Here is a 22,170-nt window from a genome sequence, read left to right on the forward strand (position 1 = left end):
ATCTGTGCCGCATTCGGTCTTCTCAGGTGCAGGGATTAGACTTCGCCGCGGTCTGTACAGGACGTGAGATTCCGCCTCCGCTCCGGCGCCCCTCGTGCCGGTCGGAGGCCAATGGGAAGGTCGACAACCGTGCTTAACGCAGCAGCGAGTGGCGGGGGAGCGGGCGGTCTGACGCCGATCCTCATGATCGCTCTGCTCTTCGGCGTCATGTACTTCATGATGATCCGCCCCCAGCAGAAGCGCCGGCGCGAGGCCGAGCAGATGCAGTCCGCTCTCTCCGCGGGCGACGAGGTGGTCACCATCGGCGGTCTCTACGGCACGGTGACCGAGGTGGACGACGACACCGTCCTGCTCGAGGTCGCCCCGGGCGTGCAGACCCGGTACGCCCGCCCGGCCATCGCCCGCGTGGTCACCCGGGCCGAGCGCCCCGAGGAGACCGAGCCGGTGGCCGAGGAAGCCGACGCCGTCAAGGAGTGACCGACCGCCCCGAAGGGGCAGCGGATTCATCCCGACAAGTGGATAGTTGGGTCGGCGCCCGACGCCGACACGCGGAACTCCCCCCGACGCCGCCGCGTCGTGACCCGGAGGCGTGTCGGTCGGCGGCGTCGACCCGCCAGAGCAGTCGGCCGGACACCTCCGGTCCGACTTTCGTCGCCGCTGCGCCGGCGACGCGACCGTACAGGGAGACAGGACAGCCGTGGCACCACCTCAGGGACAGATGCGCCCCGGACGGCAGCTCGCCGTTCTCGGGCTCGTCTTCGTCGTCCTCTATCTTTTGGTGTTCTTCTCGGGCGGCGCCAGTGGTGGCTGGAAGGACCGGCTGGAGCCGCGGCTCGGCCTGGACCTGATCGGCGGCACCCGGCTGACGCTCGAGGCCACCAACAGCGTGGACGGCAAGCCACCGACGGCCGCCAACCTCGAAGAGGCGCGCCAGATCATCGAGAACCGGGTCAACGCGTACGGCGTGGCCGAGGCCGAGGTGGTCACCGAGGGCAACCGCAACATCGTCATCTCCCTGCCCGGTGAGAACCGGGACCTGACCGACGTCGGCAGCGCCGCCGAGCTGCGCTTCCGCAAGGTGCTCAAGGCGACCGACGGCAGCGGCGCGACCGTCGCCCCGGCCCCGGCCCCGAGCGCCAGCGCGACCCCGGCCCCGTCCGGCAGCGCGACGCCGAAGCCGTCCGGCAGCGCCGCCCCGAAGCCGTCCGGCAGCGCCGCCCCGAAGCCGTCGGCCAGCGGCGCGAAGGCCACCGCCTCGCCGAGCGCCGGCGGGCAGGGCGGCATGGCCCCGACGCCGAGCGCCAGCGCCGCCGCGCCGACCCCGTCGGCCTCGCCGAGCGCCGCCGCGCCGTCGCCGAGCGCCACCGCCGAGCCGGTGCCGCAGAGCGTCGAGCAGCAGCGCAAGGCCGTCGAGCAGAAGGTCGGGCCGCCCGCCTGGGCCGCCGCCAGCGGCCTGAAGGCTCCGGCCGACGTCTCCGCCGACCCGGCGCTGGCCGAGAAGCTCAAGCCGTTCGGCGCGCTCTCCCCGCAGGAGATCGCGGTGCTGCCGGTGGACATGCAGTTCAACGTCCCGACCATCACCTGCGCCCAGCTCGACAAGCGGCCGCCGGCGTCGATCAAGGACGAGAAGCAGCAGGCCGTCGCCTGCGAGACCGGCGGGAAGTACCTGCTCGACGTGGCCAAGGTGGTCGGCACCGACGTCAAGGACGCCTCCGCTCAGCTCGACCAGACCAGCTCCTGGGTGGTCAGCCTCCAGTTCACCGGCAAGGGCCAGGAACACTGGACCAACCTGACCCGCGAGGCGTTCAACAACGAGGGCCAGGCCTGCGACCAGACCGCGATCGGTCAGGACGGCAAGTGCCGGGTCGCCGTCGTCCTGGACAACCAGATCGTCTCCTCGCCGGAGATCCAGGGCGTGCTGACCGGTGACTCCCAGATCACCGGCAACTTCGACAACAAGGCCGCGAACGCGCTCGCCAGCCAGCTGCGCTACGGCGCGCTGCCGGTGACCTTCGTGCCGCAGGAGCAGCAGAACGTCACCGCCACGCTCGGCGACAGCCAGCTGCGGGCCGGTCTGCTCGCCGCCGGCATCGGCATGCTGCTGGTCATCATCTACTCGTTCTTCTACTACCGGCTGCTCGGTTCGGTGATCTTCCTGAGCCTGGTGCTCTCGGCGCTGCTGGTCTTCGGCTCGCTGGTGGTGCTCGGCCGGTCGATCGGCTTCACCCTCACCCTCGCCGGCATCGCCGGAATGATCGTCTCGCTCGGCGTGGCGGCGGACTCGTTCGTCATCTACTTCGAGCGCCTCAAGGACGAGATCCGCGAGGGACGCAGCCCGCGCAGCGCGGTGCCACGTGCCTGGATCCGGGCCCGCCGGACGATCATCTCGGCGAACGCCATCACCCTGATGTCCGCCGTGGTGCTCTACATCGTCTCGGTCGGCACGGTGAAGGGCTTCGCCTTCGCCCTCGGCCTGGCGACCGTGCTCGACCTGCTGGTCGTCTTCCTCTTCCGTCACCCGATCATGACGATGTTCGCCCGGACCCGGGCGTTCCTGTCCCCGCGGGTCAGCGGCCTCGGCCGGGCCCTGCCGGCCCGGTCGACCGAGCAGGGCACCGCCCGCAACCCGCGCGTCAAGGAGGCCTGAGATGGCTAAGAGTGGTCTGGCGTCCCGGCTGTACCGGGGCGAGGCTGATCTCAACATCGTCGGCCGGCGCAAGCTGTGGTTCGGCGTCGCCGCCGGGCTGGTGCTGCTCGCGGTGCTCAGCTTCGCCGTGCGCGGCTTCAGCCTGGGCATCGAGTTCGCCGGCGGCAACTCGTTCCAGGTGCCGGCCAGCGTCGGCACGCTGGACGGGGCCGAGGAGCAGGTCAACGCCGCCCTCAAGGCCGAGGGTGGCGGTGCCGAGGTGGTCACCGCGCAGAAGGTCGGCAGCACCAGCGGCCAGTACTACGAGATGCGGACCACGCAGCTCAGCCCGGAGCAGGCCAACGCGGTCAAGGGCGAGATCGCCGAGAGGTTCGACATCCAGCCCGGCCAGATCAGCGGCAACCAGGTCTCCGAGGCGTGGGGCAGCCAGGTCACCGAGCGCGCGCTGCTCGGCCTGCTGCTCTTCATCGCGGTGGTGGCGATCTACCTGATCCTGCGCTTCGAGTGGCGGATGGCCGTCGCCGCGATCAGCTCGCTGTTCATGAACCTGTTCCTCACCGCCGGCATCTACTCGCTGGTCGGCTTCGAGGTCACCCCGTCGACGATCATCGGCTTCCTCACCATCCTCGGCTTCGCGTTGTACGACGTGGTGGTGGTCTTCGACAAGGTCCAGGAAAACACCCGGGGCATCACCGCGAACAACAACCTGACCTACGGCGAGGCGTCCAACCTGGCGCTGAACCAGAGCCTGATGCGGTCGCTGAACACCTCGGTGGTCGCCCTGCTCCCGGTCGGCGGTCTGCTCTTCATCGGCGCCGGCCTGCTCGGCGCGGGCACGCTGAAGGACCTCGGTCTGGTGCTCTTCGTCGGTATGGCGGTGGCGTTCCTGACCTCGATCCTGCTGGCCACCCCGCTGCTGGTGCTCCTGAAGAACCAGGACCCGCGGATCAGCGCGCACAACAAGCGGGTGCTGGCCCGCCGGGGCGCGATCGCCCGGGGCGAGCTGACCCCGAAGGGTGCGCCGCGGGCCGCCGAGGAGGCCGCCATCGACCCGGAGACGGCGGCGCTGGCCGGCTCGGCGCCGAAGGTGGGCGCCCGACCGGTGGGCAAGCGCCCGACCGGCGCGCGGGGCGGTCGTCCCGGCGCCGGGGGCAACCGGCCGGGCGGCGCCAAGCGCCGCTGACCGCTCCACCGGACCCGGTAGCGATCGACCTGACGGCGTCCGCCATGCTGTGCGAGCAGCATGGCGGACGCCGTCGTCGTCGGAAGGAAAGCGGGACAACCGTGACGGAGACCCACAGCACCGCGGTACGGGGAGACAGCGGCCCGGAGGTCGCCCGGCTGGTGGCCAGCCGGGTGCTGGACGTGCCGGACTTCCCGAAGCCCGGCGTCATGTTCAAGGACCTGATGCCGCTCTTCGCCGACGGTGACGTGTTCCGCGAGGTGATCGACGGGATCGTCACGTACCACGGGCGTGACTCGTTCGACGCGGTGGTCGGGATCGAGGCGCGCGGCTTCGTGATCGCCGCCGCCATCGCGTACGCGACCGGGATCGGCGTGGTGCCGGTGCGCAAGGCCGGCAAGCTGCCCCGCCCGGCGTACTCGGCCTCCTACGCCCTCGAGTACGGCGAGGCGACCCTGGAGGTGCACCAGGACGCCTTCACCGCCGGCCACCGGGTGCTGGTCGTCGACGACGTGCTCGCCACCGGCGGCACCGCCGAGGCCACCCTCGACCTGGTCGAACGGGCCGGCGGCACCGTCGCCGGCTTCACCGTCCTGCTGGAGCTGGCCTTCCTCAAGGGGCGGGAGCGACTGGCCCCGCGTCCGGTCCATGCCCTGCTGACCGTTTGATGCCGCGGCCGTCGGGCGGAGCCCGCGCGGACCGTCCGGCGGAGCGGCGGGGCACCCTGCGTGCGGGTAGCATTGCCCTTTGCTGACCGGGCGGGCGACCGCCCGGCGGCGGGAAGACCGCCGGCCGCGGGCCGGCGTGGAACAACACCGGCCCCACAGCCGGTTGACACGAACGTCGGCCGTGCGGTCGGCGCATCCCGGCGAGCGGTGAGGAGGCCGGTGTCCCACGATGTCGTCCCTCCGGTGGAGGGCACGGTGCACCCGACAGGCGACGCGGACGGCTCGGTGACCGAGCGGAGCGGCAACCCGCCGGTCCGGGTGACGGGCTCTGGCAGCGGCGTCGCCCCCGACGCCGGCACGGACGACGGCACGTCGCCCGGCGGCGCGGTCGTGGTGCCGTTCCCGACCGACGGCTCGGTCGATCCCACGCCGAGCGGTGGTTTCGCGCTGTCCAACGCGCCCACCGGCCGGCGGGTCCGCGCCCGGCTGGCCCGGTTCAACGCGCCCTGGCAGACCTCGCAGGTCAGCGAGGTGCTCGAACCGCTGATCGCTACGCACCGGGAGAACCACCCCAAGGCCGACGCCCGGCTGCTCCAGCGCGCGTTCGACACCGCGGCGCGCTGGCACTCCGGCCAGTACCGCAAGTCCGGTGACCCGTACATCACCCACCCGCTCGCGGTCGCGACCATCCTGGGCAACCTGGGGATGGACACCACCACGCTGGTCGCCGCGCTGCTGCACGACACCATCGAGGACACCGAGTACACCCTCGACCAGATGCGGGCGGACTTCGGCCCGGAGGTGACCCTCCTGGTCGACGGCGTGACGAAGCTGGACAAGGTCAAGCTGGGTGACGCGGCCAAGGCGGAGACCATCCGCAAGATGGTCGTGGCGATGGCCAAGGACCCGCGGGTGCTGGTGATCAAGCTGGCCGACCGGCTGCACAACATGCGTACCCTCACCTTCCTGCCCCGCCCCAAGCAGGAGCAGAAGGCGAAGGAGACGCTGGAGATCCTGGCCCCCCTCGCGCACCGCCTCGGTATGAACACCATCAAGTGGGAGCTGGAGGATCTCGCCTTCGGCACCCTGTTCCCGAAGCGGTACGAGGAGATCAACCGGCTGATCGGGGAGCACCAGCCGCAGCGCGAGGCGCTGCTGCGTCAGGTGACCCAGAAGGTGTCGACCGACCTGAAGGCCGCCAAGATCAAGGCGGAGACCACCGGCCGGCCGAAGCACCTCTACTCGATCTACCAGAAGATGATCGTGCGGGGTCGCGACTTCAACGACATCTACGACCTGGTCGGGGTGCGGATCCTGGTCGACACGGTGCGGGACTGCTACGCGGCGCTGGGTGTCATCCACGCCAACTGGCAGCCGGTGCCGGGCCGGTTCAAGGACTACATCGCCATGCCCAAGTTCAACATGTACCAGTCGTTGCACACGACGGTCATCGGGCCCACCGGCAAGCCGGTGGAGATGCAGATCCGCACGTACGCGATGCACCGCACCGCCGAGTTCGGCATCGCCGCGCACTGGAAGTACAAGGAGCACAAGGGCACCCAGATCGTCGGCCCGCCGGCGCACATCGACGAGATGACCTGGCTGCGTCAGCTGCTGGACTGGCAGCGGGAGGCGGCCGACCCGAGCGAGTTCCTCGACGCGCTCCGCTTCGACCTGTCCAGCCAGGAGGTGTACGTCTTCACCCCGAAGGGTGACGTCATCCCGCTGCCGACCGGGTCGACGCCGGTGGACTTCGCGTACGCGGTGCACACCGAGGTCGGGCACAAGTGCATCGGCGCCCGGGTCAACGGCAAGCTGGTGCCGCTGGAGTCGACGCTCTCCAACGGCGACGTGATCGAGATCTTCACCTCGAAGTCGGACACGGCCGGCCCGACGCAGGACTGGTTGGGCTTCGTCAAGAGCCCGCGCGCCCGCACCAAGATCCGCCAGTACTTCAACAAGGAGCGGCGCGAGGAGGCGATCGAGGCCGGCAAGGACTCGATCGTCAAGGCGATGCGTAAGCAGGGCATGCCGTTGCAGCGGATGCTCACCTCGGACGCGCTGATGGCGATCGCCCGGGACCTGCACCTCGCCGACGTCGCCTCGCTCTACGCGGCGGTCGGCGACAGCCAGGTCTCCGCCCAGTCGGTCGTGCAGAAGCTGATGGCCACGTACGGCGGCGAGGAGGGCGCGGCGGAGGACATCGCCGAGACCGCCGTCGCCACCCGGCCGCCGCGCAGCCGGCAGAACAGCAGCGACCCGGGCGTCGTGGTCCGGGGCGTCAGTGACGTCTGGATCAAGCTGGCCCGCTGCTGCACCCCGGTGCCACCGGACGCGGTCTTCGGCTTCGTCACCCGCTCCGGCGGGGTGAGCGTGCACCGGGACGACTGCGCCAACGCCGAGGACCTGCGGGCGCAGAGCGAACGGGTGGTCGAGGTCAGCTGGAAGCTCACCTCCGCCTCCACCTTCCTCGTCGCCATCCAGGTCGAGGCGCTGGACCGGCACAAGCTGCTCGCCGACGTCACCCGGGTGCTGTCGGAGGAGCGGGTGAACATCCTCTCCGCCACCGTCACCACCACCCGGGACCGGGTGGCGGTGAGCCGGTTCAGCTTCGAGATGGCCGACCCGAAGCACCTGGGCCACCTGCTGGCCGCGGTGCGGAAGGTCGACGGCGTCTTCGACGCGTACCGGGTCACCTCGGGCGCCTGAGGCACGCACACGAAAGCGCCCGCCGGCTCCAGCCGGCGGGCGCTTCGTCGTCGTACGGGCGGGCTCAGCCCTGGATGTCGCTCATCGCCAGCTTGTTGATGACGATCTCCTTCTTGGGGTGACCGCCGCCGGCCTGCTGCGCGAAGGCCTTGTCGTCACCGGCCGCCGCGACCTGCTTGACCACGTCCATGCCGCCGGTGATGGTACCCAGCACGGTGTAGTTCGGGTCGAGCTGCGAGTCGCCGTACACGATGAAGAACTGGCTGCCGGTGCTGCCCGGCTGGCCGGAGTTGGCCATCGCGATGACGCCCTCCGGGTACGGCGGGCGCTTGTCGGTCGGCAGGTTCTCCTCGGCCAGGTTGTAGCTCGGGCCGCCGGTGCCGTCGGTCTCGCGCCAGCCCTTGCCGGTCGCGCTCGGGTCGCCGCACTGGAGCACCTTGATGCCCTCGGAGACCAGCCGGTGGCACTTGGTGTTGTCGAAGAAGCCCTTGCTGGCCAGGTGGGTGAAGCTGCCCGCGGTGCAGGGCACGGCCGCCCGGTCGATCTTCGCGGTGATCGGTCCCAGGTTGGTGTCGATCGTCATGGTCTGGGTGCCGGTGTTCTTCTGCTGGGCGCCGGGCAGGCCGACGTCCTTGATCTGCTTGGTGCGCCCCTCCTTGGGGACCTCGGTGTAGGCGCACTGGGCGGCACCCGCCGACGTGGCGGTCTGCTTCTTGTCGTCGTCGCCACCGAGGGCGGTGGCCAGCCAGACGGTGCCGGCGACCACCAGCAGCAGGACCGCACCGGCCCCGACGATCGCCTGCGTCTGCCGGCGCTTGCGGGCGCGGGCCGCGCGCTCGGCCATCTCCCGCTCGAGTCGGGCCCGCGCCGCCGCGCGCTGCCGCTCTCTCGTGGACGTCACGGTCACTCCTTACGAAACTTCTCGGGCGCGGACGGTGCCGCTGCGGTGGGTGGGCGGCCGGGTCAGCCGGCGCTGGGGCTGGCCGTGGGCGCGCTGGTGGCGGCCGGTCCGGTGGTCGGCTCGCCGACCGTGAGGCTCTGGATCACCACGTCGGTCTTCGGCTTCACCTTGGCCCCGCTCCCATTGTCCACGGTCGGCAGGGCGCCGATCTTCTCGATCACGTCCAGCCCGGCGGTGACCTTCCCGATGACCGGGTAGGCCGGCTTGGCCGGGTTGAAGTCCTTGAAGAAGACGAGGAACTGGCTGCCGTTGCTGCCCGGCGGGTTCGCGATCATGGCGACCGTGCCCTTCGGGTACGCCGGGGGCTGCCCGGCGGCCGGCTTGCCGGACGCGCTCGGCGCCGGGGTGGGCAGGTTCTCGTCGTAGAACGAGTACGCGGGGCCGCCGATGCCGGTGCCGCTCGGGTCGCCGCAGCGCAGCGCGCCCTCGGCGGTGATCTCGTGGCACTTGGTGTTGTCGTAGAACGACCTGCCGGCCAGGTGGGCGATGCTCGCCCCGGCGCACGGGGCGGCGGCCAGGTCGAGCTGGGCGGTGATCGGGGCGCCCTGGTTCGTGGTGATCGTCATCGGCCGGGTGCCGGAGGTCGGCAGCCCGGTGGTGGCCGGGGTGCCCACGTCCTTGAGGTTGGCGTTCGCGCTGGCGTCCTGCGGGGTCCACACGCAGACGTCCTCGGCGGCCTTCTTCTCCGGCTTCGAGTCGAACGCGCCCAGCGCCCAGGCCGCCCCGACCACGATCAGCGCGAGCACGACGGCGGCGCCCACGCCGGCCTGGATCTGCCGGCGGCGCTTCGCGGCCGCGGCCCGCCGGGCGAGCTGCCGGTCGAGCTTGGCCCGCGCCATTTTGCGCTGCCGGTCCCTGCTGGAAGCCACCCGTGCTCCCCTTCCTTTACCCTGGTCGTCGCCGGCGTCCGGGCGCCATCCGCCCGTCGGGCGGCAAGTGCGCCACGCCACACGCCCGCCAGAGTGTACGGGTAGCCGCTGTGAAAGTGGTGTACGAGGTCCGGGCTGGGTTTATCGGGGTATGTCACTGTGCCCACCGGGACGGCTGGGACCGCTGGGTCGGAACAATGGGCTCGCCCGTCCGACTAGGCTGCTGGACGGAGACGACGACTCGACGGAAGGGGAGCGGACGTGCTCGTGGCCGGCTTTCCCGCGGACGCCTTCGGCACCAACTGCTATGTGGTGGCGACCGCGCCGGGGGAGCAGTGCGTGGTGGTCGACCCCGGCATCGGGGTGCTCGACCGGCTCGACGCCCTGCTCGCCGAGCACCGCCTGCACCCGGTCGCCGTGCTGCTCACCCACGGCCACCTGGACCACACCTTCTCCGTGGCGCCGGTCTGCGGCGCGCGCGGCATCCCCGCGTACGTCCACCCGGACGACCGGGAGCTGCTGGCCGACCCGGCCAAGGCGCTCTCGGCGGACCTCACCCAGCTCTTCGGCGGCCGGCTGCCGTACACCGAGCCGGACGACGTGGCCGAGCTGACCGACGGCGCGACCCTGGCCCTCGCCGGGCTGGAGATCACCGTCGACCACGCCCCCGGCCATACCGGCGGGTCGGTGCTGTTCCGGATGCCCGGCGCCGGCTCGCCCTGGGAGGCCGAGCAGATCTGCCTCTCCGGCGACGTGCTCTTCGCCGGCTCGATCGGCCGCACCGACCTGCCGGGCGGCAGCATGCCCCGGATGCTGTCCAGCCTGCGGGAGAAGGTCCTCCCACTGGCCGACGACACCGTCGTCCTGCCCGGCCACGGCCCCGCGACCACCATCGGCCGCGAGCGCGCGAGCAACCCGTACCTCCTCGAGGTGGCGGGCACCGGCGGCGCGCGCCCGGCGGCGCCCACCCGCGGTCTCTGACTCACCGCACCCACGACCTCCCCGCGCGGCCCGCGCGGGACGCAAGGAGTACGCCATGAGCAAGCCCACGCCCATCTCCGGCTTCCCGGAGTGGACGCCCGCGCAGCGGATGATCGAGCAGTTCGTCCTCGACCGGATCCGCGGCACCTTCGAGCTGTACGGCTTCGCCCCGCTCGAGACGCGCTCGGTGGAGCCGCTGGACCAGCTCCTGCGCAAGGGGGAGACCTCGAAGGAGGTCTACGTGCTGCGTCGGCTTCAGGCCGACACCGACGGCCCGGCCGGCGACGACTCGCTCGGCCTGCACTTCGACCTGACCGTGCCGTTCGCCCGCTATGTGCTGGAGAACGCCGGCAAGCTGCAGTTCCCGTTCCGCCGTTACCAGATCCAGAAGGTGTGGCGGGGCGAGCGGCCGCAGGAGGGGCGTTACCGGGAGTTCCTCCAGGCCGACATCGACATCGTCGACCGGGACACCCTGCCGGCGCACTACGAGGCGGAGATGCCGCTGGTGATCGGCGACGCGCTGCGGTCGCTGCCCATCCCGCCGGTCAAGATCCAGGTCAACAACCGCAAGATCTGCGAGGGCTTCTACCGGGGCATCGGGCTGACCGACCCGGAGGCGGCGCTGCGCGCGGTGGACAAGCTCGACAAGATCGGCCCGGCGAAGGTGGCCGAACTGCTCGCCGAGACCGCCGGGGCGAGCGAGGCGCAGGCCAAGGCGTGCCTCGCGCTGGCCGAGATCTCCGCGCCGGATGCCTCCTTCGCCGACGCCGTCCGCGCCCTCGGGGTGACCGACCCGCTGCTCGACGAGGGTATCGCCGAGCTGACCGCGGTGGTGGAGACCGCCGCTGCGCACTCCCCGGGGCTCTGCGTGGCCGACCTGCGCATCGCCCGCGGCCTGGACTACTACACCGGCACCGTCTACGAGACCCAGATGGTCGGCTACGAGCGCTTCGGCTCGATCTGCTCCGGCGGTCGGTACGACAACCTGGCCAGCTCCGGCGCCGTCCGCTTCCCGGGCGTGGGCATCTCGATCGGGGTGACCCGGCTGCTCGGCCTGCTCTTCGGCGTCGAGGAGCTGTCGGTCTCGCGGAGCGTGCCGACCTGCGTGCTGGTCGCGGTCACCACCGAGGACGACCGGCCGGCCAGCAACAAGGTCGCCGAGGCGCTGCGCTCCCGGGGCATCCCCACCGAGGTGTCGCCGAGCGCGGCCAAGTTCGGCAAGCAGATCCGGTATGCCGAGCGGCGGGGCATCCCGTACGTCTGGTTCCCGGGCGCCGAGGGCGACGAGGTGAAGGACATCCGCTCGGGCGAGCAGGTCGCCGCGGCGGCTGGGGAGTGGACGCCGCCCCGGGTGGACCTGAAACCACTGGTCGGCTGAGTTCCTTACTGGCGCGTACGGGGTAGAGGACCTACGGTAGCGTAAGTTACGCCACCGTAGGGAGATTCGTATGACCGGCCCGATGAGCCAGACCGCCCTGCTCCTCGAACTCGAAGCCGTGGTGGAGAAGAACCTCGACCGGCACCTGTCGATGGCGAAGGAGTGGTTCCCCCACGAGTACGTCCCGTGGAGCGAGGGACGCACCTTCGACGGCCCGCTCGGCGGGGAGGCCTGGGCGGAGAGCGACTCCACCATCCCCGACGTGGCCCGCACGGCGCTGATCGTCAACCTGCTCACCGAGGACAACCTGCCCTCCTACCACCACGAGATCGCCACCCTCTTCGGCCGGGACGGCGCGTGGGGGAACTGGGTGCACCGGTGGACCGCCGAGGAGGGGCGGCACGGCACCGCGATCCGGGACTACCTGACGGTGACCCGGGCGGTCGACCCGGTGGCCCTGGAGCGCGCCCGGATGACCCACATGTCCGCCGGTTACGTCAACGCGCACGGCGACGAGGTGCTGCACTCCCTGGCGTACGTCTCGTTCCAGGAGCTGGCCACCCGGATCTCGCACCGCAACACCGGCCGGGCGACCGGCGACCCGGCCTGCGAGGCGCTGCTGGCCCGGGTCGCCGCCGACGAGAACCTGCACATGGTCTTCTACCGCAACCTGCTCGACGCGGCCTTCGAGCTGGCCCCGAGCCAGGCGATGCGGGCCGTGGCCGACGTGCTGGCCGACTTCCAGATGCCCGGCGTGGGCATCGACGGCTTCGCCCGGAAGTCCGTGGCGATCGCCCTGGCCGGCATCTACGACCTGCGCCAGCACCGCGACGAGGTGGTCGTCCCCGTGCTGCGCCAGTGGGACGTCTTCACGGTGACCGGCCTGGACCCCGACGGGGAGGCCGCCCGCGACCAGATCGCCCGCCACCTCGACGACCTGGAGCAGGCCGCGTCCCGCTTCGAGGAGAAGCGCGCCGCCCGCGCCGCCCGCCTCGCCACCCTCCGCTGACCCCCGTCCCACCCCCGCCCCCGCCCCCGCCCCGGCGATCTTGCACTTGGTGCCCCGGCAAAGCCGCATCCTGCCCGTACCGAGGGCCCCAAGTGCAAGATCACCGGGGGAGGGGGAGGGGAGGGTCAGGCGGGGGTGTCGAGGGGGAAGAGGAGGCAGCTTGAGGTGGCGTGGGCGATGAGGCGGGCCTGCGCGTCGGTCAGGCGCGCCTCGGCGAGGGCGGTGCGGCGGCCGCGCTGGAGGACGGTGCCCTCGCAGCGGAGGGTGCCGCTGGCGACCGTCACTGGGCGGAGGAACTTCACGTTCAGGTCGAGCGAGGTGTAGCCGACGCCGGCCGGCAGCGTGGTGTGCACCGCGCAGCCGGCGGCGGTGTCCAGCAGGGTGGAGATGACCCCGCCGTGGACGGTGCCGAGCGGGTTGTAGTGGAACTCCTGCGGTACCAGCTCCACCGCGACCCGGCCCTCCTCGGCCTCCAACCGGGCCATGTCGATCAGGTGCATCACCGGCGGGGCGGCCAGTTCGCCGTCGATCATCGCCCGGAGCAGCTCCAGGCCGCTGCGCCGGCCGATGTGCGCCGCGCCCGCCACCGGGTCGGACCAGGAGAAGGTGCGGCTGCGCGTCGGGTCCTGCGTCTGAGTCATGGACTCAGCCTGGCAGCGCGTTGCTGAGTCTGTCAATCAGACCTAGCCTGGTCGGCATGAGACCCGCGGCACTGGACTGGTCGGTGGAGAACTGCACCATCGCCCGGGCGATGGCGATCCTCGGCGAGCGCTGGACGCTGGTCGTGCTCCGCGAGGTCTTCAACGGCATCCGCCGCTTCGACGACATGCGGGTGCGGACCGGCATGCCCCGACAGGTGCTCACCAACCGGCTCGCCACCCTGGTCGAGCAGGGGGTGCTGCGCCGGGAGCCGTACCAGGAGCCGGGCAGCCGGGTGCGCCACGAGTACCGGCTGACCGAGAAGGGCCTCGACCTCTGGCCGGTGCTGGTGGCCGTGCTCGGCTGGGGCGACCGCCACCTCGCCGACCCCGAGGGCTCGCCGCTGCGGGTGACCCACCGGGACTGCGGCGCCGAGGTCCACGCCGAGCTGCGCTGCGCCGAGGGGCACCAGGTGGCGGACCCCCGGGACGTGCTGCCCCGGCCGGGCCCCGGGGCGCGCCGCCGGGTCGACTGACCGGCGGCGTCTTCTCGGGTACGCGGGCCGGCGCGCGGACGGCGGGTCCGTCCGCGCGCCGCGGGAGCGCCTACCAGCCGAAGCCGTTGGCGTACGAAATGCTGGCGAGCACCGCCTGGCCGCTGGTGTTGGGGTGGAAGTAGTCCCAGCCGGAGACCTGGCTGAGCACGAACGGGTAGTTGAACACCGCGTTGCCGTCGAAGTCGCAGTTCGCGCCGTACGCGGTGCAGGCCTGGGCGAGCTGGGTGTTGTAGTCGATCACCCGCTGCCGGACCCGGGCCCGGCGGTCGACGTCGGCCTGGGCGGTGGAGGTGGCGTTGGCCAGCATCGACTGGCAGATGCCGAAGGTCGACCAGGCGCTGAGCGCGCTGAAGTTGCTCTTGCCGATGTACCAGAGCCGGTGGATGTCGGGCACGCTGATCACCGCCACCCGGGCGTTGGGCAGCCCGGCCTTGAGGCGGTTGAGCGCGCTGTCGACGTTGGCCCGGAACGTGGTCACCGAGGTCATGGTCGATTCCGAGCTGGTGCAGGCGTCGTTGGCGCCGATGAGCATGGTGACGTACTCGACGCCCTGGCTGACCGCGGTGCCGGCCTGGCTGTACATGTCGGCGGACTTCGCGCCGCTGCGGGCGTCGTTGTAGTTGCGGCCCTGGATGTTCGGGTTGACGGCGCGGATGCGCAGGTAGTGACTGTTCACGGTGGAGTAGTCACCGGTGCTGAACGACCGCGAGGTGCAGTCGACGTACCAGCCGCAGGCGTTGAAGCCGCGGGTGATGGAGTCGCCGAGGCTGGCCATCGAGGCCGGCGGTGGGGTGGTGGCGGCGATGGCCGGGCTGGCGGTGAGCAGGACGAGGGCGGTCAGGCTGGCGAGGGCGGCCAGCACGCGGCGGGGGACGGTCATCGTGGCCTCCGGATCACGAGTGCCGGGAATGCGACGGTGACCGGATGGTATAGATGACAATCTGTGTCCACAATGTTGCGGAGCAGCTACATGTGGCCGCCCGGTGAATTCGGGCAAACCATGGCCTTGCCTAGGATCTTAAATATGTGAATACTTCATTCAGCCCGGCCGGTTCCCCCAGCTCGCCGGGTTGGTCCAGGGCCCTCGCCACGAGTTGGGCCCCCATCCCCCATCCGGGAGGCTGTTCATGCGACCCACGAGGTCATCGCTCCGTCGCGCCGTCACCGTCGCCGTCGCCGGAACCCTGGTTGCCGGCTCGCTGCTCGGCGCGCCCGCCCAGGCGGCACCCTCCTCGCCCCTGTCCCCCGACGCCGCGACCAGCCTGGCCACCAGCCTCGGTGACCGCGCCGCCGGCGCCTACGCCGACGCCAGCGGCAAGATGGTCGTCGCGGTCACCGACGACGCCGCCGCCCGCCAGGTCCGCGCCGCCGGCGCCACCCCGAAGCTCGTCACCCGGGGCGCCGCCGTGCTGAACCGGGCCACCGCCGAGCTGGAGCGTTCGGCGAGAATCCCGGGCACCGCCTGGTGGATCGACCCGGCCACCAACCAGGTCGTGGTCTCCGTCGACAGCACCGTCACCGGCGCCAAGCTCGACAAGGTCAAGGCCGCGGCAGCCCGCACCGGAGGCGCCGTCCGGATCGAGGCCGAGGCCGGCGTGCTGAGCACCCGGATCAACGGCGGCCAGGCGATCTACGCCGGCGGCGGCGGGCGTTGCTCGCTCGGCTTCAACGTGCGTAACAGCGCCGGCACCTACTACTTCCTGACCGCCGGGCACTGCACCAACATCTCGGCGAGCTGGTACACCAACTCCAGCCAGACGACCTACATCGGCCCGCGCGCCGGCACCAGCTTCCCGGGCAACGACTACGGCATCGTCCGGTACAGCAACACCAGCCTGTCGCACCCCGGCACCGTCTACCTCTACAACGGCACCTCGCGTGACATCACCGGCGCCGGCAACGCCTACGTCGGCCAGTCGGTGTCGCGCTCCGGCAGCACCACCGGCGTCCACGGCGGCTCCGTCACCGCGCTCAACGCCACCGTCAACTACGCCGAGGGCAGCGTCTCCGGCCTGATCCGCACCACCGTCTGCGCCGAGCCGGGTGACAGCGGCGGCTCGCTCTTCGCCGGCAACACCGCGCTCGGTCTGACCTCCGGCGGCAGCGGCAACTGCTCCTCCGGCGGCACCACCTACTTCCAGCCGGTGACCGAGGCGCTGAGCGTCTACGGCGTCAGCGTCTACTGACCGATCAGCCGCGAGCGGGTCGCCGGGTGACCGGCGGCCCGCTCCGGTGCGTCTGGGCCGGGGTTCCGGTGAGCAACGACAATGCCGTGACGATCAGCGCGTCCGCGTGGAACATCCCAGGCTGACGGATTCTGCCTCCACGGCGGGAGGGCGGCGTCAACGTCCGCTGATGTGAACGCGAGATCGCCAGGTGGCGCGACCGGTGTCCGGTGCCCCTGACAGAATGCGAGGGGCAGAGGTGTACCGCAGATGAGGAGACGCAAGTCGTGATCCGTACCCATGACGCCGGCAGCCTGCGCGCGACGGACGCCGGCACCACGGTGACGCTCGCCGGGTGGGTGGCCCGCCGGCGCGACCACGGCGGTGTCATCTTCGTCGACCTGCGCGACGGCTCCGGCGTGGTCCAGGTGGTCTTCCGCGAGGAGGACGCGCACGCGCTGCGCAACGAGTTCTGCGTGAAGGTCACCGGCGAGGTGACCCGCCGCCCCGCCGGCAACGAGAACCCGGACCTGCCCACCGGCGAGGTCGAGGTGACCGCCACCGAGCTGGAGGTGCTCTCCGAGGCGGCCCCGCTGCCGCTGCCGGTGGACGACCAGATCGAGGCCGGCGACGACATCCGGCTCAAGTACCGCTACCTGGACCTGCGCCGCAGCGGCCCGGCGAACGCGATGCGGCTGCGCTCGCGGGCCAACCAGCTCGCCCGGGGCGTGCTGCACGAGCGCGACTTTCTCGAGATCGAGACCCCGACGCTGACCCGCTCCACCCCGGAGGGCGCCCGCGACTTCCTGGTCCCGGTCCGCCTCCAGCCGGGCAGCTGGTACGCCCTGCCGCAGTCGCCGCAGCTGTTCAAGCAGCTGCTCATGGTCGGCGGCATGGAGCGGTACTACCAGATCGCCCGCTGCTACCGGGACGAGGACTTCCGGGCCGACCGGCAGCCGGAGTTCACCCAGCTCGACATCGAGATGTCCTTCGTCACCGAGGACGACGTGATCGACCTCGGCGAGGCGATCGTCTCGGCGCTCTGGAAGGACCTGGCCGGTTTCGAGATCTCCCGGCCGATCCCGCGGATCACCTGGCACGACGCGATGGCCCGGTACGGCTCGGACAAGCCGGACCTGCGTTACGGCGTCGAGCTGACCGAGCTGACCGACTACCTGCGCGACACCGAGTTCCGGGTCTTCGCCGGCGCGATCGACGCGGGCGGCTACGTCGGCGCGGTGGTCATGCCGGGCGGCGCCGGCCAGAGCCGCAAGGAGCTGGACGGCTGGCAGGACTGGGCCAAGGCGCGTGGCGCGCGCGGCCTGGCGTACGTGGTGCTCGACGCGGAGACCGGCGAGGCGCGCGGCCCGGTGGCGAAGAACCTCTCCGCCGAGCACCTGGGCGGGCTCGCCGACGCGGTCGGCGCCAAGCCGGGCGACGCGGTCTTCTTCGCCGCCAGCACGAACACCCGCGAGGCGCAGGAGCTGCTCGGCGCGGCCCGGGTCGAGATCGCCAAGCGGGCCGGCCTGATCGACGAGAGCGCCTGGGCGTTCTGCTGGGTGGTCGACGCGCCCATGTTCGAGCGCACCGACGAGGGCGGCTGGACGGCCGTGCACCACCCGTTCACCTCGCCGAACGCCGAGTGGGTCGACAAGTTCGAGGAGGCCCCGGACCGGGCCCTGGCGTACGCGTACGACATCGTCTGCAACGGCAACGAGATCGGCGGCGGCTCCATCCGTATCCACCGGGGCGACGTGCAGAAGCGGGTCTTCGACCTGCTCGGCATCACCCCGGAGGAGGCGCAGGACAAGTTCGGCTTCCTGCTGGAGGCGTTCAAGTACGGCGCCCCGCCGCATGGCGGCATCGCCTTGGGCTGGGACCGGGTCTGCATGCTGCTCGCCGGCGCGGACTCGATCCGCGAGGTCATCGCCTTCCCGAAGACCCGGGGCGGCTTCGACCCGCTGACCGGCGCGCCGACGCCGATCACCGCGCAGCAGCGCACCGAGGCGGGCATCGACGCCAAGCCGAAGGCCCCGACCGGGGTGCACGCCGGCACCGCCGGCCCGGTGGCGCCGGTCGCCGACCCCACCTGAGCCGTCCCCACCTGATCGAGAGGTCTGCGTCATGATGACGCGGACCTCTCGATCGTTTCAGGGAACGGGGATGCGAATGACACTGCTCGTGGTGGGGGCCAGCGGCTTCCTCGGCGCGGAGATCTGCCGGCAGGCGGTGGCCGCGGGGGAGCGGGTGGTCGGCACGTACCACTCGGCCGCCGTCGCGGTGCCGGGCGTCGAGGCCCACCGGCTCGACGTCACCGACCGGGCCGCCGTGCGCGCGCTGGTCACCGCGGTACGCCCCGACGCCCTCATCGGCACCCCCTACCGGTACGACGACTGGGCGGTCACCGCCGACGGGGCGGCGAACATCGCCGTCGCCGCCGCCGAGGTGGGCGCCCGCCTCGTCCACCTCTCCAGCGACGCGCTGCACGCCGGGCGCCCGTCGCCCTATCTGGACGACGACCCGCCCAGCCCGGTCTTCCCGTACGGGGCGGCGAAGGCGGCGGCGGAGACCGCGGTCCGGGCGATCGACCCGCGGGCGACGCTGGTGCGCACCTCGCTGATCGTGGGGGAGGGGAGCAAGCAGATCCAGCTCTGCCGCGACGCGCTCGCCGGCCGGGCCGCCCTCTTCACCGACGAGCTCCGCTGCCCGGTCGACGTGGTCGACCTGGCCGCCGCCGTCCTCGAACTGGTGCCCGCCGACCACGCCGGCCCGCTCAACGTGGCCGGCCCGGACGCGGTCAGCCGCGCCGAGCTGGGCCTGCTGGTGGCCCGCCAGGAGGGGATCGACCCGGCCGGGATGAAGACCACCACCAGCGCCGCCTCCGGCCTGCACCGCCCCACCGACGTACGCCTCGACTCCGCCCGCGCCGCCAACCTGCTGCGGACCCGCCTGCGCGGGATCCGGGAACTCCTCGCCTCCTGACCCGCCTCGCCGCCGTCGTCAGATCACGCACACTTTCTATGCACAATTATTGTGCATAGAAAGTGTGCACGGATATTGTGCAAGGCATGGAGAACGACGACCCGGGGACCCGACCCGAGCCCCGCGCGGTGCGGATCGACCACCGCCAGGTGCGGGTGCTCGCTCACCCGCTGCGCATGCGCCTCGTCGGCGCCCTGCGCGTGAAGGGTCCGGCCACCGCCACCGCCCTCGCCGAGCTGCTCGGCACGAACACCGGCGCCACCAGCTACCACCTCCGGCAGCTCGCCGAGGTCGGGCTGGTCGTCGAGGACCCCGACCGGGGCACCGGCCGGCAGCGCTGGTGGCGGGCCGCGCACGACGTCACCAACTGGGAGCCCACCGACTTCGACGACGACCCCGACGCCCGGGCGGCCATCGAGTGGATCCAGGGCGACCAGGTGCGCCTCCTGGTGGAGCACGCCGAGCGGTGGTTCGCCGCTCAGCACGAGTGGTCGCCCGCCTGGCGGGACGCCTTCGGCATGGGCGACAGCTTCATGACCATCCCGCCGGCCCGCCTGGAGGCCCTCAAGGCGGACCTGTGGCAGGTCCTCGAGCGCTACCGCACCGAAGCGGATCCGGCTGAGCCGGACGCCGAGCAGGTGCAGGTCTTCCTCGCCGCCTACCCGTTGATCCAGGAGATGCGATGAGCGCGCTGTCCGTACGCCAGGTCCGGTTCCGCTACCTCACCCTCTACGGCCTGCGCTGGCTGCCCACCGGCCTGATGATCCCGGTCATGATCCTGCTGATGCAGGAACGCGGCCTGACGCTCACCCAGATCGGCCTGGTCGGCACCGCACAGGGGCTGATCGTGCTCGCGCTGGAGCTGCCGACCGGCGGGCTCGCCGACGCACTCGGCCGCAAGCCGGTGCTCGTTGCCGCCTGGGTGGTCTGCCTGGCCTCGCTGGCCATCTTCGCGGTGGCCGACTCGTTCTGGCTCTTCTTCCTGTCCTGGGCTCTGCAGGGCGTCTACCGGGCGCTGGACAGCGGACCGCTGGAGTCCTGGTACGTCGACGCCACCCTCGCCGCCGACCCGAAGGCCGAGTACGAGCCCGGCCTCGGCTACGCCGGCACCGTCATCGGCATCGCCATCGGCGCCGGCGCTCTGCTCAGCGGCGGCCTGGTCGCGCTGGGTCCGGTCGGCCCGGTCAGCGCGCTGACCCTGCCCGTGCTGGTGGCCATCGCCCTCCAGACGGTCGCCCTGATCGTCCTGCTGATGCTGCTGGTCGAGATCCGACCGGCCAAGGGCGCCGGCGCGCTGCGGGCCTCGATGGTCGAGGCGCCCCGGATGGTCGGGCAGGCGGTCGGACTGCTGCGCCGCTCCCGGGTGCTGCTCGCCCTGGTCTGCGTCGAGCTGTTCTGGGGCTTCGGGATGGTGACCTTCGAGTCGCTGCTGCCGGTCCGCCTCGCCGAGGTGGTCGGGGACGCCGATCGGGCGGCGGCGCTGCTCGGCCCGGCCAGCTCCGTGGCCTGGCTCGCCAACGCGGCCGGTGCCGCGCTGACCCCGCTGCTGCTGCGCCGGCTGGGCGCCGCGCCCAGCGCCGCGCTGCTGCGGATCCTGCAGGGCGTGACGGTGGTCGGGATGGGTGTCTTCGCCGGCCCGGTCGGGGTGCTCATCGCCTACCTGGCCTGCTACACCGTGCACGGCGCGTCCAACCCGCTGCACATGGGGCTGCTGCACCGCCAGGTCGACGGGCCGTACCGGACCAGCGTGATCTCGCTGAACTCGATGATGGCCCAGCCGGCCGGAGCGCTCGGCGGGCTCGTCCTGACCGCCCTGGCGGACCGCAGCAGCGTCAGCACCGCCATGTTCGTCGGCGCGGTGGTGCTCGCCCTGGCCGCCCCGCTCTACCTGCCGGCTTGGCGCGCCGGGCGGGCCGGCGCGGCGGCGGCCGACGGACCGGTCACCCGCGTGCCGACCGGTCCCGACGACACCCTCGCCGGTCCCGCTCCCGTCGTGCCGCCGCTGGCGGGCGACGCCGTGGATCCCGAGGGCACCCCGGCCCGGGCCCGGTGAACGACCACGGCGGGCCCTGACGGCCGGGCCCGCCGCTTGTCCCGCCCTCAACCCAGGTGGACCGAGCTGCGCGGCTCGGTGCCGGTGTAGCCGAGCCGGCGGTAGAGCCGGATCGCGCCGACGTTGTCCGTGTAGACGCCGAGCGCGACGAGGCCGTATCGCGCGGCCAGGGCCCGGGTCATCCCGGCGGTCAGCGCCGCCCCGAGCCCCCGGCCCCGCCGGTCGGTCGCCACGGTCAACCCGGCCAGGAAGCCGACGTCGCCCCGGCTGCGGTCCGCCCCGCACGCCACCAGGCGGTCCCCGTCCCGGATGCCGTACCAGTCGACGATCCGCGGGTCGCCCGGACGGGAGGTGGTGGTCGGGAAGGACTCCTCGATCAGCGCCGCGAGGGCCGGGTGGTCGGCCTCGGTGAGGCGGACCACCCGCTCCTCCTCCGGCTGGCGCGGCGGTGCAGCGGTGGTCCAGAGGAAGTCCCACTCGTCCAGCCGGGCCACGGTCAGCCGAGCCGTCACCTCGTCCCGGTCGGCCCGCGGCAGGTGCAGCCACTGACCCGGACGCAGCACCCCGTCGGCCACCAGGCCGGCGAAGACGTCCAGCGCCGGGCCGGGGGCACCGAGCGCGCCGCCGGCCGGCCCCTGCTCCGGCGGCAGCAGCCAGCCCACCGTCCCGTCCCGTCGCCAGCCGCGGGCCTCGCGGTCGCGCCAGAGCGCGTGCCGGGCGTACGGGTGGTGTCCGGTGGCGGCCAGGAGGGCGTCCCGACCCGTCAGCGCCTGGTCGGCAGTGATCATGCCGCCAGCCTACGAGAGGAGTACCGATGACCGAGTTGAGCTCCGTCCGTCCGGTCGAACTGGCCGGCGGCCGGTGCGCCCTGCGGGAGTGGCGGGACGACGACGCCGAGGCCCTGCACGCGCTCACCAATGACCCCCGCGTCACCGAGTGGGTGCTGGACGAGGCGCCGCCCTCGCTCGACGACATCCGGGCGGCCGTGCCGGCGTGGCGGCGCGAGGCGGCAGGCGAGCCGCGCCTGCACTACCGGCTGGCCGTCGTGACGGGCGACCGGCCGGTGGGCCTGGGCAGCCTGACGGTGGAGAGCCCGGCCCACCGCCGGGGTGAGATCGGGTACGTGCTCCATCCCGACCACTGGGGGCGCGGCCTCGGCACCGAGGTCGCCCGCCTGCTGCTGCGCCTCGGGTTCGGGGAGGTGGGCCTGCACCGGATCGAGGTCACCACCCGTCCGGACCATGCCGCCTCCCGGCGGATGCTGGACAAGGCCGGCCTGCGGCCGGAGGGGGTCAGCCGGGAGCACCTGTTCGTCCGCGGCCGCTGGTGGGACTCGGTGCGGTACGCGGTGCTCGTCACGGACCGGTGAG

The 22,170-nt window shown here is 72.2% G+C and carries 20 protein-coding genes; 15 read left to right on the forward strand and 5 right to left on the reverse strand.

What is annotated here, in order from left to right; translation table 11 throughout:
- Positions 1-183 precede the first annotated feature (183 nt).
- The 5 genes from yajC to EV384_RS15990 all read left to right on the forward strand — a co-directional run bounded on the left by yajC (position 184) and on the right by EV384_RS15990 (position 7,207).
- Positions 184-477 (forward strand): preprotein translocase subunit YajC, encoded by a 294-nt coding sequence (yajC, locus tag EV384_RS15970; RefSeq protein ID WP_423202899.1) that lies wholly within the window; start codon positions 184-186, stop codon positions 475-477.
- A gap of 220 nt (positions 478-697) precedes the next feature.
- Complete coding sequence (secD, locus tag EV384_RS15975; RefSeq protein WP_207232337.1) at positions 698-2,647, forward strand: protein translocase subunit SecD; 1,950 nt, start codon at positions 698-700, stop codon at positions 2,645-2,647.
- A 1-nt stretch (position 2,648) separates the two neighbouring features.
- Positions 2,649-3,830 (forward strand): protein translocase subunit SecF, encoded by a 1,182-nt coding sequence (gene secF, locus EV384_RS15980; RefSeq protein ID WP_130334249.1) that lies wholly within the window; start codon positions 2,649-2,651, stop codon positions 3,828-3,830.
- A gap of 101 nt (positions 3,831-3,931) precedes the next feature.
- On the forward strand, positions 3,932-4,498 hold the full coding sequence (locus EV384_RS15985) for an adenine phosphoribosyltransferase (protein ID WP_130334251.1): 567 nt from the start codon (positions 3,932-3,934) through the stop codon (positions 4,496-4,498).
- A gap of 219 nt (positions 4,499-4,717) precedes the next feature.
- Entirely contained in the window at positions 4,718-7,207 is a 2,490-nt protein-coding gene (locus tag EV384_RS15990) for a RelA/SpoT family protein (protein WP_130334253.1), read from the forward strand.
- A gap of 64 nt (positions 7,208-7,271) precedes the next feature.
- Here EV384_RS15990 and EV384_RS15995 read toward each other — a convergent pair whose 3' ends face one another.
- Positions 7,272-8,108: a peptidylprolyl isomerase gene (locus EV384_RS15995; protein WP_130334255.1), complete on the reverse strand. Its 837-nt coding sequence runs from the start codon at positions 8,106-8,108 to the stop codon at positions 7,272-7,274.
- 62 nt (positions 8,109-8,170) lie between these two features.
- Positions 8,171-9,037: a peptidylprolyl isomerase gene (locus EV384_RS16000; RefSeq protein WP_130334257.1), complete on the reverse strand. Its 867-nt coding sequence runs from the start codon at positions 9,035-9,037 to the stop codon at positions 8,171-8,173.
- A 261-nt stretch (positions 9,038-9,298) separates the two neighbouring features.
- On the opposite strand from EV384_RS16000, the gene EV384_RS16005 reads away from it, so the two are divergent.
- The 3 genes from EV384_RS16005 (at position 9,299) to EV384_RS16015 (ending at position 12,405) form a co-directional block, all read left to right on the forward strand.
- The gene (locus EV384_RS16005) at positions 9,299-10,018 is read left to right on the forward strand and encodes an MBL fold metallo-hydrolase (protein WP_130334259.1); all 720 of its coding nucleotides are present in this window, start codon (positions 9,299-9,301) and stop codon (positions 10,016-10,018) included.
- A gap of 55 nt (positions 10,019-10,073) precedes the next feature.
- Positions 10,074-11,396: a histidine--tRNA ligase gene (hisS, locus tag EV384_RS16010; RefSeq protein WP_130334261.1), complete on the forward strand. Its 1,323-nt coding sequence runs from the start codon at positions 10,074-10,076 to the stop codon at positions 11,394-11,396.
- 70 nt (positions 11,397-11,466) lie between these two features.
- Positions 11,467-12,405 (forward strand): acyl-ACP desaturase, encoded by a 939-nt coding sequence (locus tag EV384_RS16015; RefSeq protein WP_130334263.1) that lies wholly within the window; start codon positions 11,467-11,469, stop codon positions 12,403-12,405.
- A gap of 125 nt (positions 12,406-12,530) precedes the next feature.
- Here EV384_RS16015 and EV384_RS16020 read toward each other — a convergent pair whose 3' ends face one another.
- Positions 12,531-13,046, reverse strand: a complete 516-nt coding sequence (locus EV384_RS16020) for a PaaI family thioesterase (protein WP_130334265.1) — start codon at positions 13,044-13,046, stop codon at positions 12,531-12,533.
- 56 nt (positions 13,047-13,102) lie between these two features.
- On the opposite strand from EV384_RS16020, the gene EV384_RS16025 reads away from it, so the two are divergent.
- On the forward strand, positions 13,103-13,579 hold the full coding sequence (locus EV384_RS16025; protein ID WP_130334266.1) for a winged helix-turn-helix transcriptional regulator: 477 nt from the start codon (positions 13,103-13,105) through the stop codon (positions 13,577-13,579).
- A gap of 70 nt (positions 13,580-13,649) precedes the next feature.
- Here EV384_RS16025 and EV384_RS16030 read toward each other — a convergent pair whose 3' ends face one another.
- A complete protein-coding gene (locus EV384_RS16030; protein WP_130334268.1) occupies positions 13,650-14,480 on the reverse strand; it encodes an SGNH/GDSL hydrolase family protein in 831 nt (276 codons plus the stop codon).
- A gap of 247 nt (positions 14,481-14,727) precedes the next feature.
- Between EV384_RS16030 and EV384_RS16035 the strand changes: the two genes are divergently transcribed.
- From EV384_RS16035 to EV384_RS16055, 5 genes are all read left to right on the forward strand, one after another.
- Complete coding sequence (locus EV384_RS16035; protein ID WP_130334270.1) at positions 14,728-15,786, forward strand: S1 family peptidase; 1,059 nt, start codon at positions 14,728-14,730, stop codon at positions 15,784-15,786.
- A gap of 266 nt (positions 15,787-16,052) precedes the next feature.
- The gene (gene aspS / locus EV384_RS16040) at positions 16,053-17,858 is read left to right on the forward strand and encodes an aspartate--tRNA ligase (RefSeq protein WP_130334272.1); all 1,806 of its coding nucleotides are present in this window, start codon (positions 16,053-16,055) and stop codon (positions 17,856-17,858) included.
- Between the two features lie 76 nt (positions 17,859-17,934).
- On the forward strand, positions 17,935-18,747 hold the full coding sequence (locus EV384_RS16045) for an SDR family oxidoreductase (protein WP_130340611.1): 813 nt from the start codon (positions 17,935-17,937) through the stop codon (positions 18,745-18,747).
- A gap of 86 nt (positions 18,748-18,833) precedes the next feature.
- Positions 18,834-19,433: an ArsR/SmtB family transcription factor gene (locus EV384_RS16050; protein WP_130334274.1), complete on the forward strand. Its 600-nt coding sequence runs from the start codon at positions 18,834-18,836 to the stop codon at positions 19,431-19,433.
- Positions 19,430-20,800 (forward strand): MFS transporter, encoded by a 1,371-nt coding sequence (locus EV384_RS16055; protein WP_130334276.1) that lies wholly within the window; start codon positions 19,430-19,432, stop codon positions 20,798-20,800. Before EV384_RS16050 ends, EV384_RS16055 begins: the two co-directional genes overlap by 4 nt.
- A gap of 47 nt (positions 20,801-20,847) precedes the next feature.
- Here the strand turns inward: EV384_RS16055 and EV384_RS16060 are convergent, their stop codons facing one another.
- Positions 20,848-21,588 carry a GNAT family N-acetyltransferase gene (locus EV384_RS16060; RefSeq protein WP_130334278.1) on the reverse strand — a complete coding sequence of 247 codons (741 nt, stop codon included), beginning with the start codon at positions 21,586-21,588 and terminating at the stop codon, positions 20,848-20,850.
- A 26-nt stretch (positions 21,589-21,614) separates the two neighbouring features.
- Between EV384_RS16060 and EV384_RS16065 the strand changes: the two genes are divergently transcribed.
- Positions 21,615-22,169: a GNAT family N-acetyltransferase gene (locus EV384_RS16065; RefSeq protein ID WP_130334280.1), complete on the forward strand. Its 555-nt coding sequence runs from the start codon at positions 21,615-21,617 to the stop codon at positions 22,167-22,169.
- Position 22,170 lies beyond the last annotated feature (1 nt).

Origin of the sequence: Micromonospora kangleipakensis (assembly GCF_004217615.1) — a bacterium.
Taxonomy (GTDB): domain Bacteria; phylum Actinomycetota; class Actinomycetes; order Mycobacteriales; family Micromonosporaceae; genus Micromonospora; species Micromonospora kangleipakensis.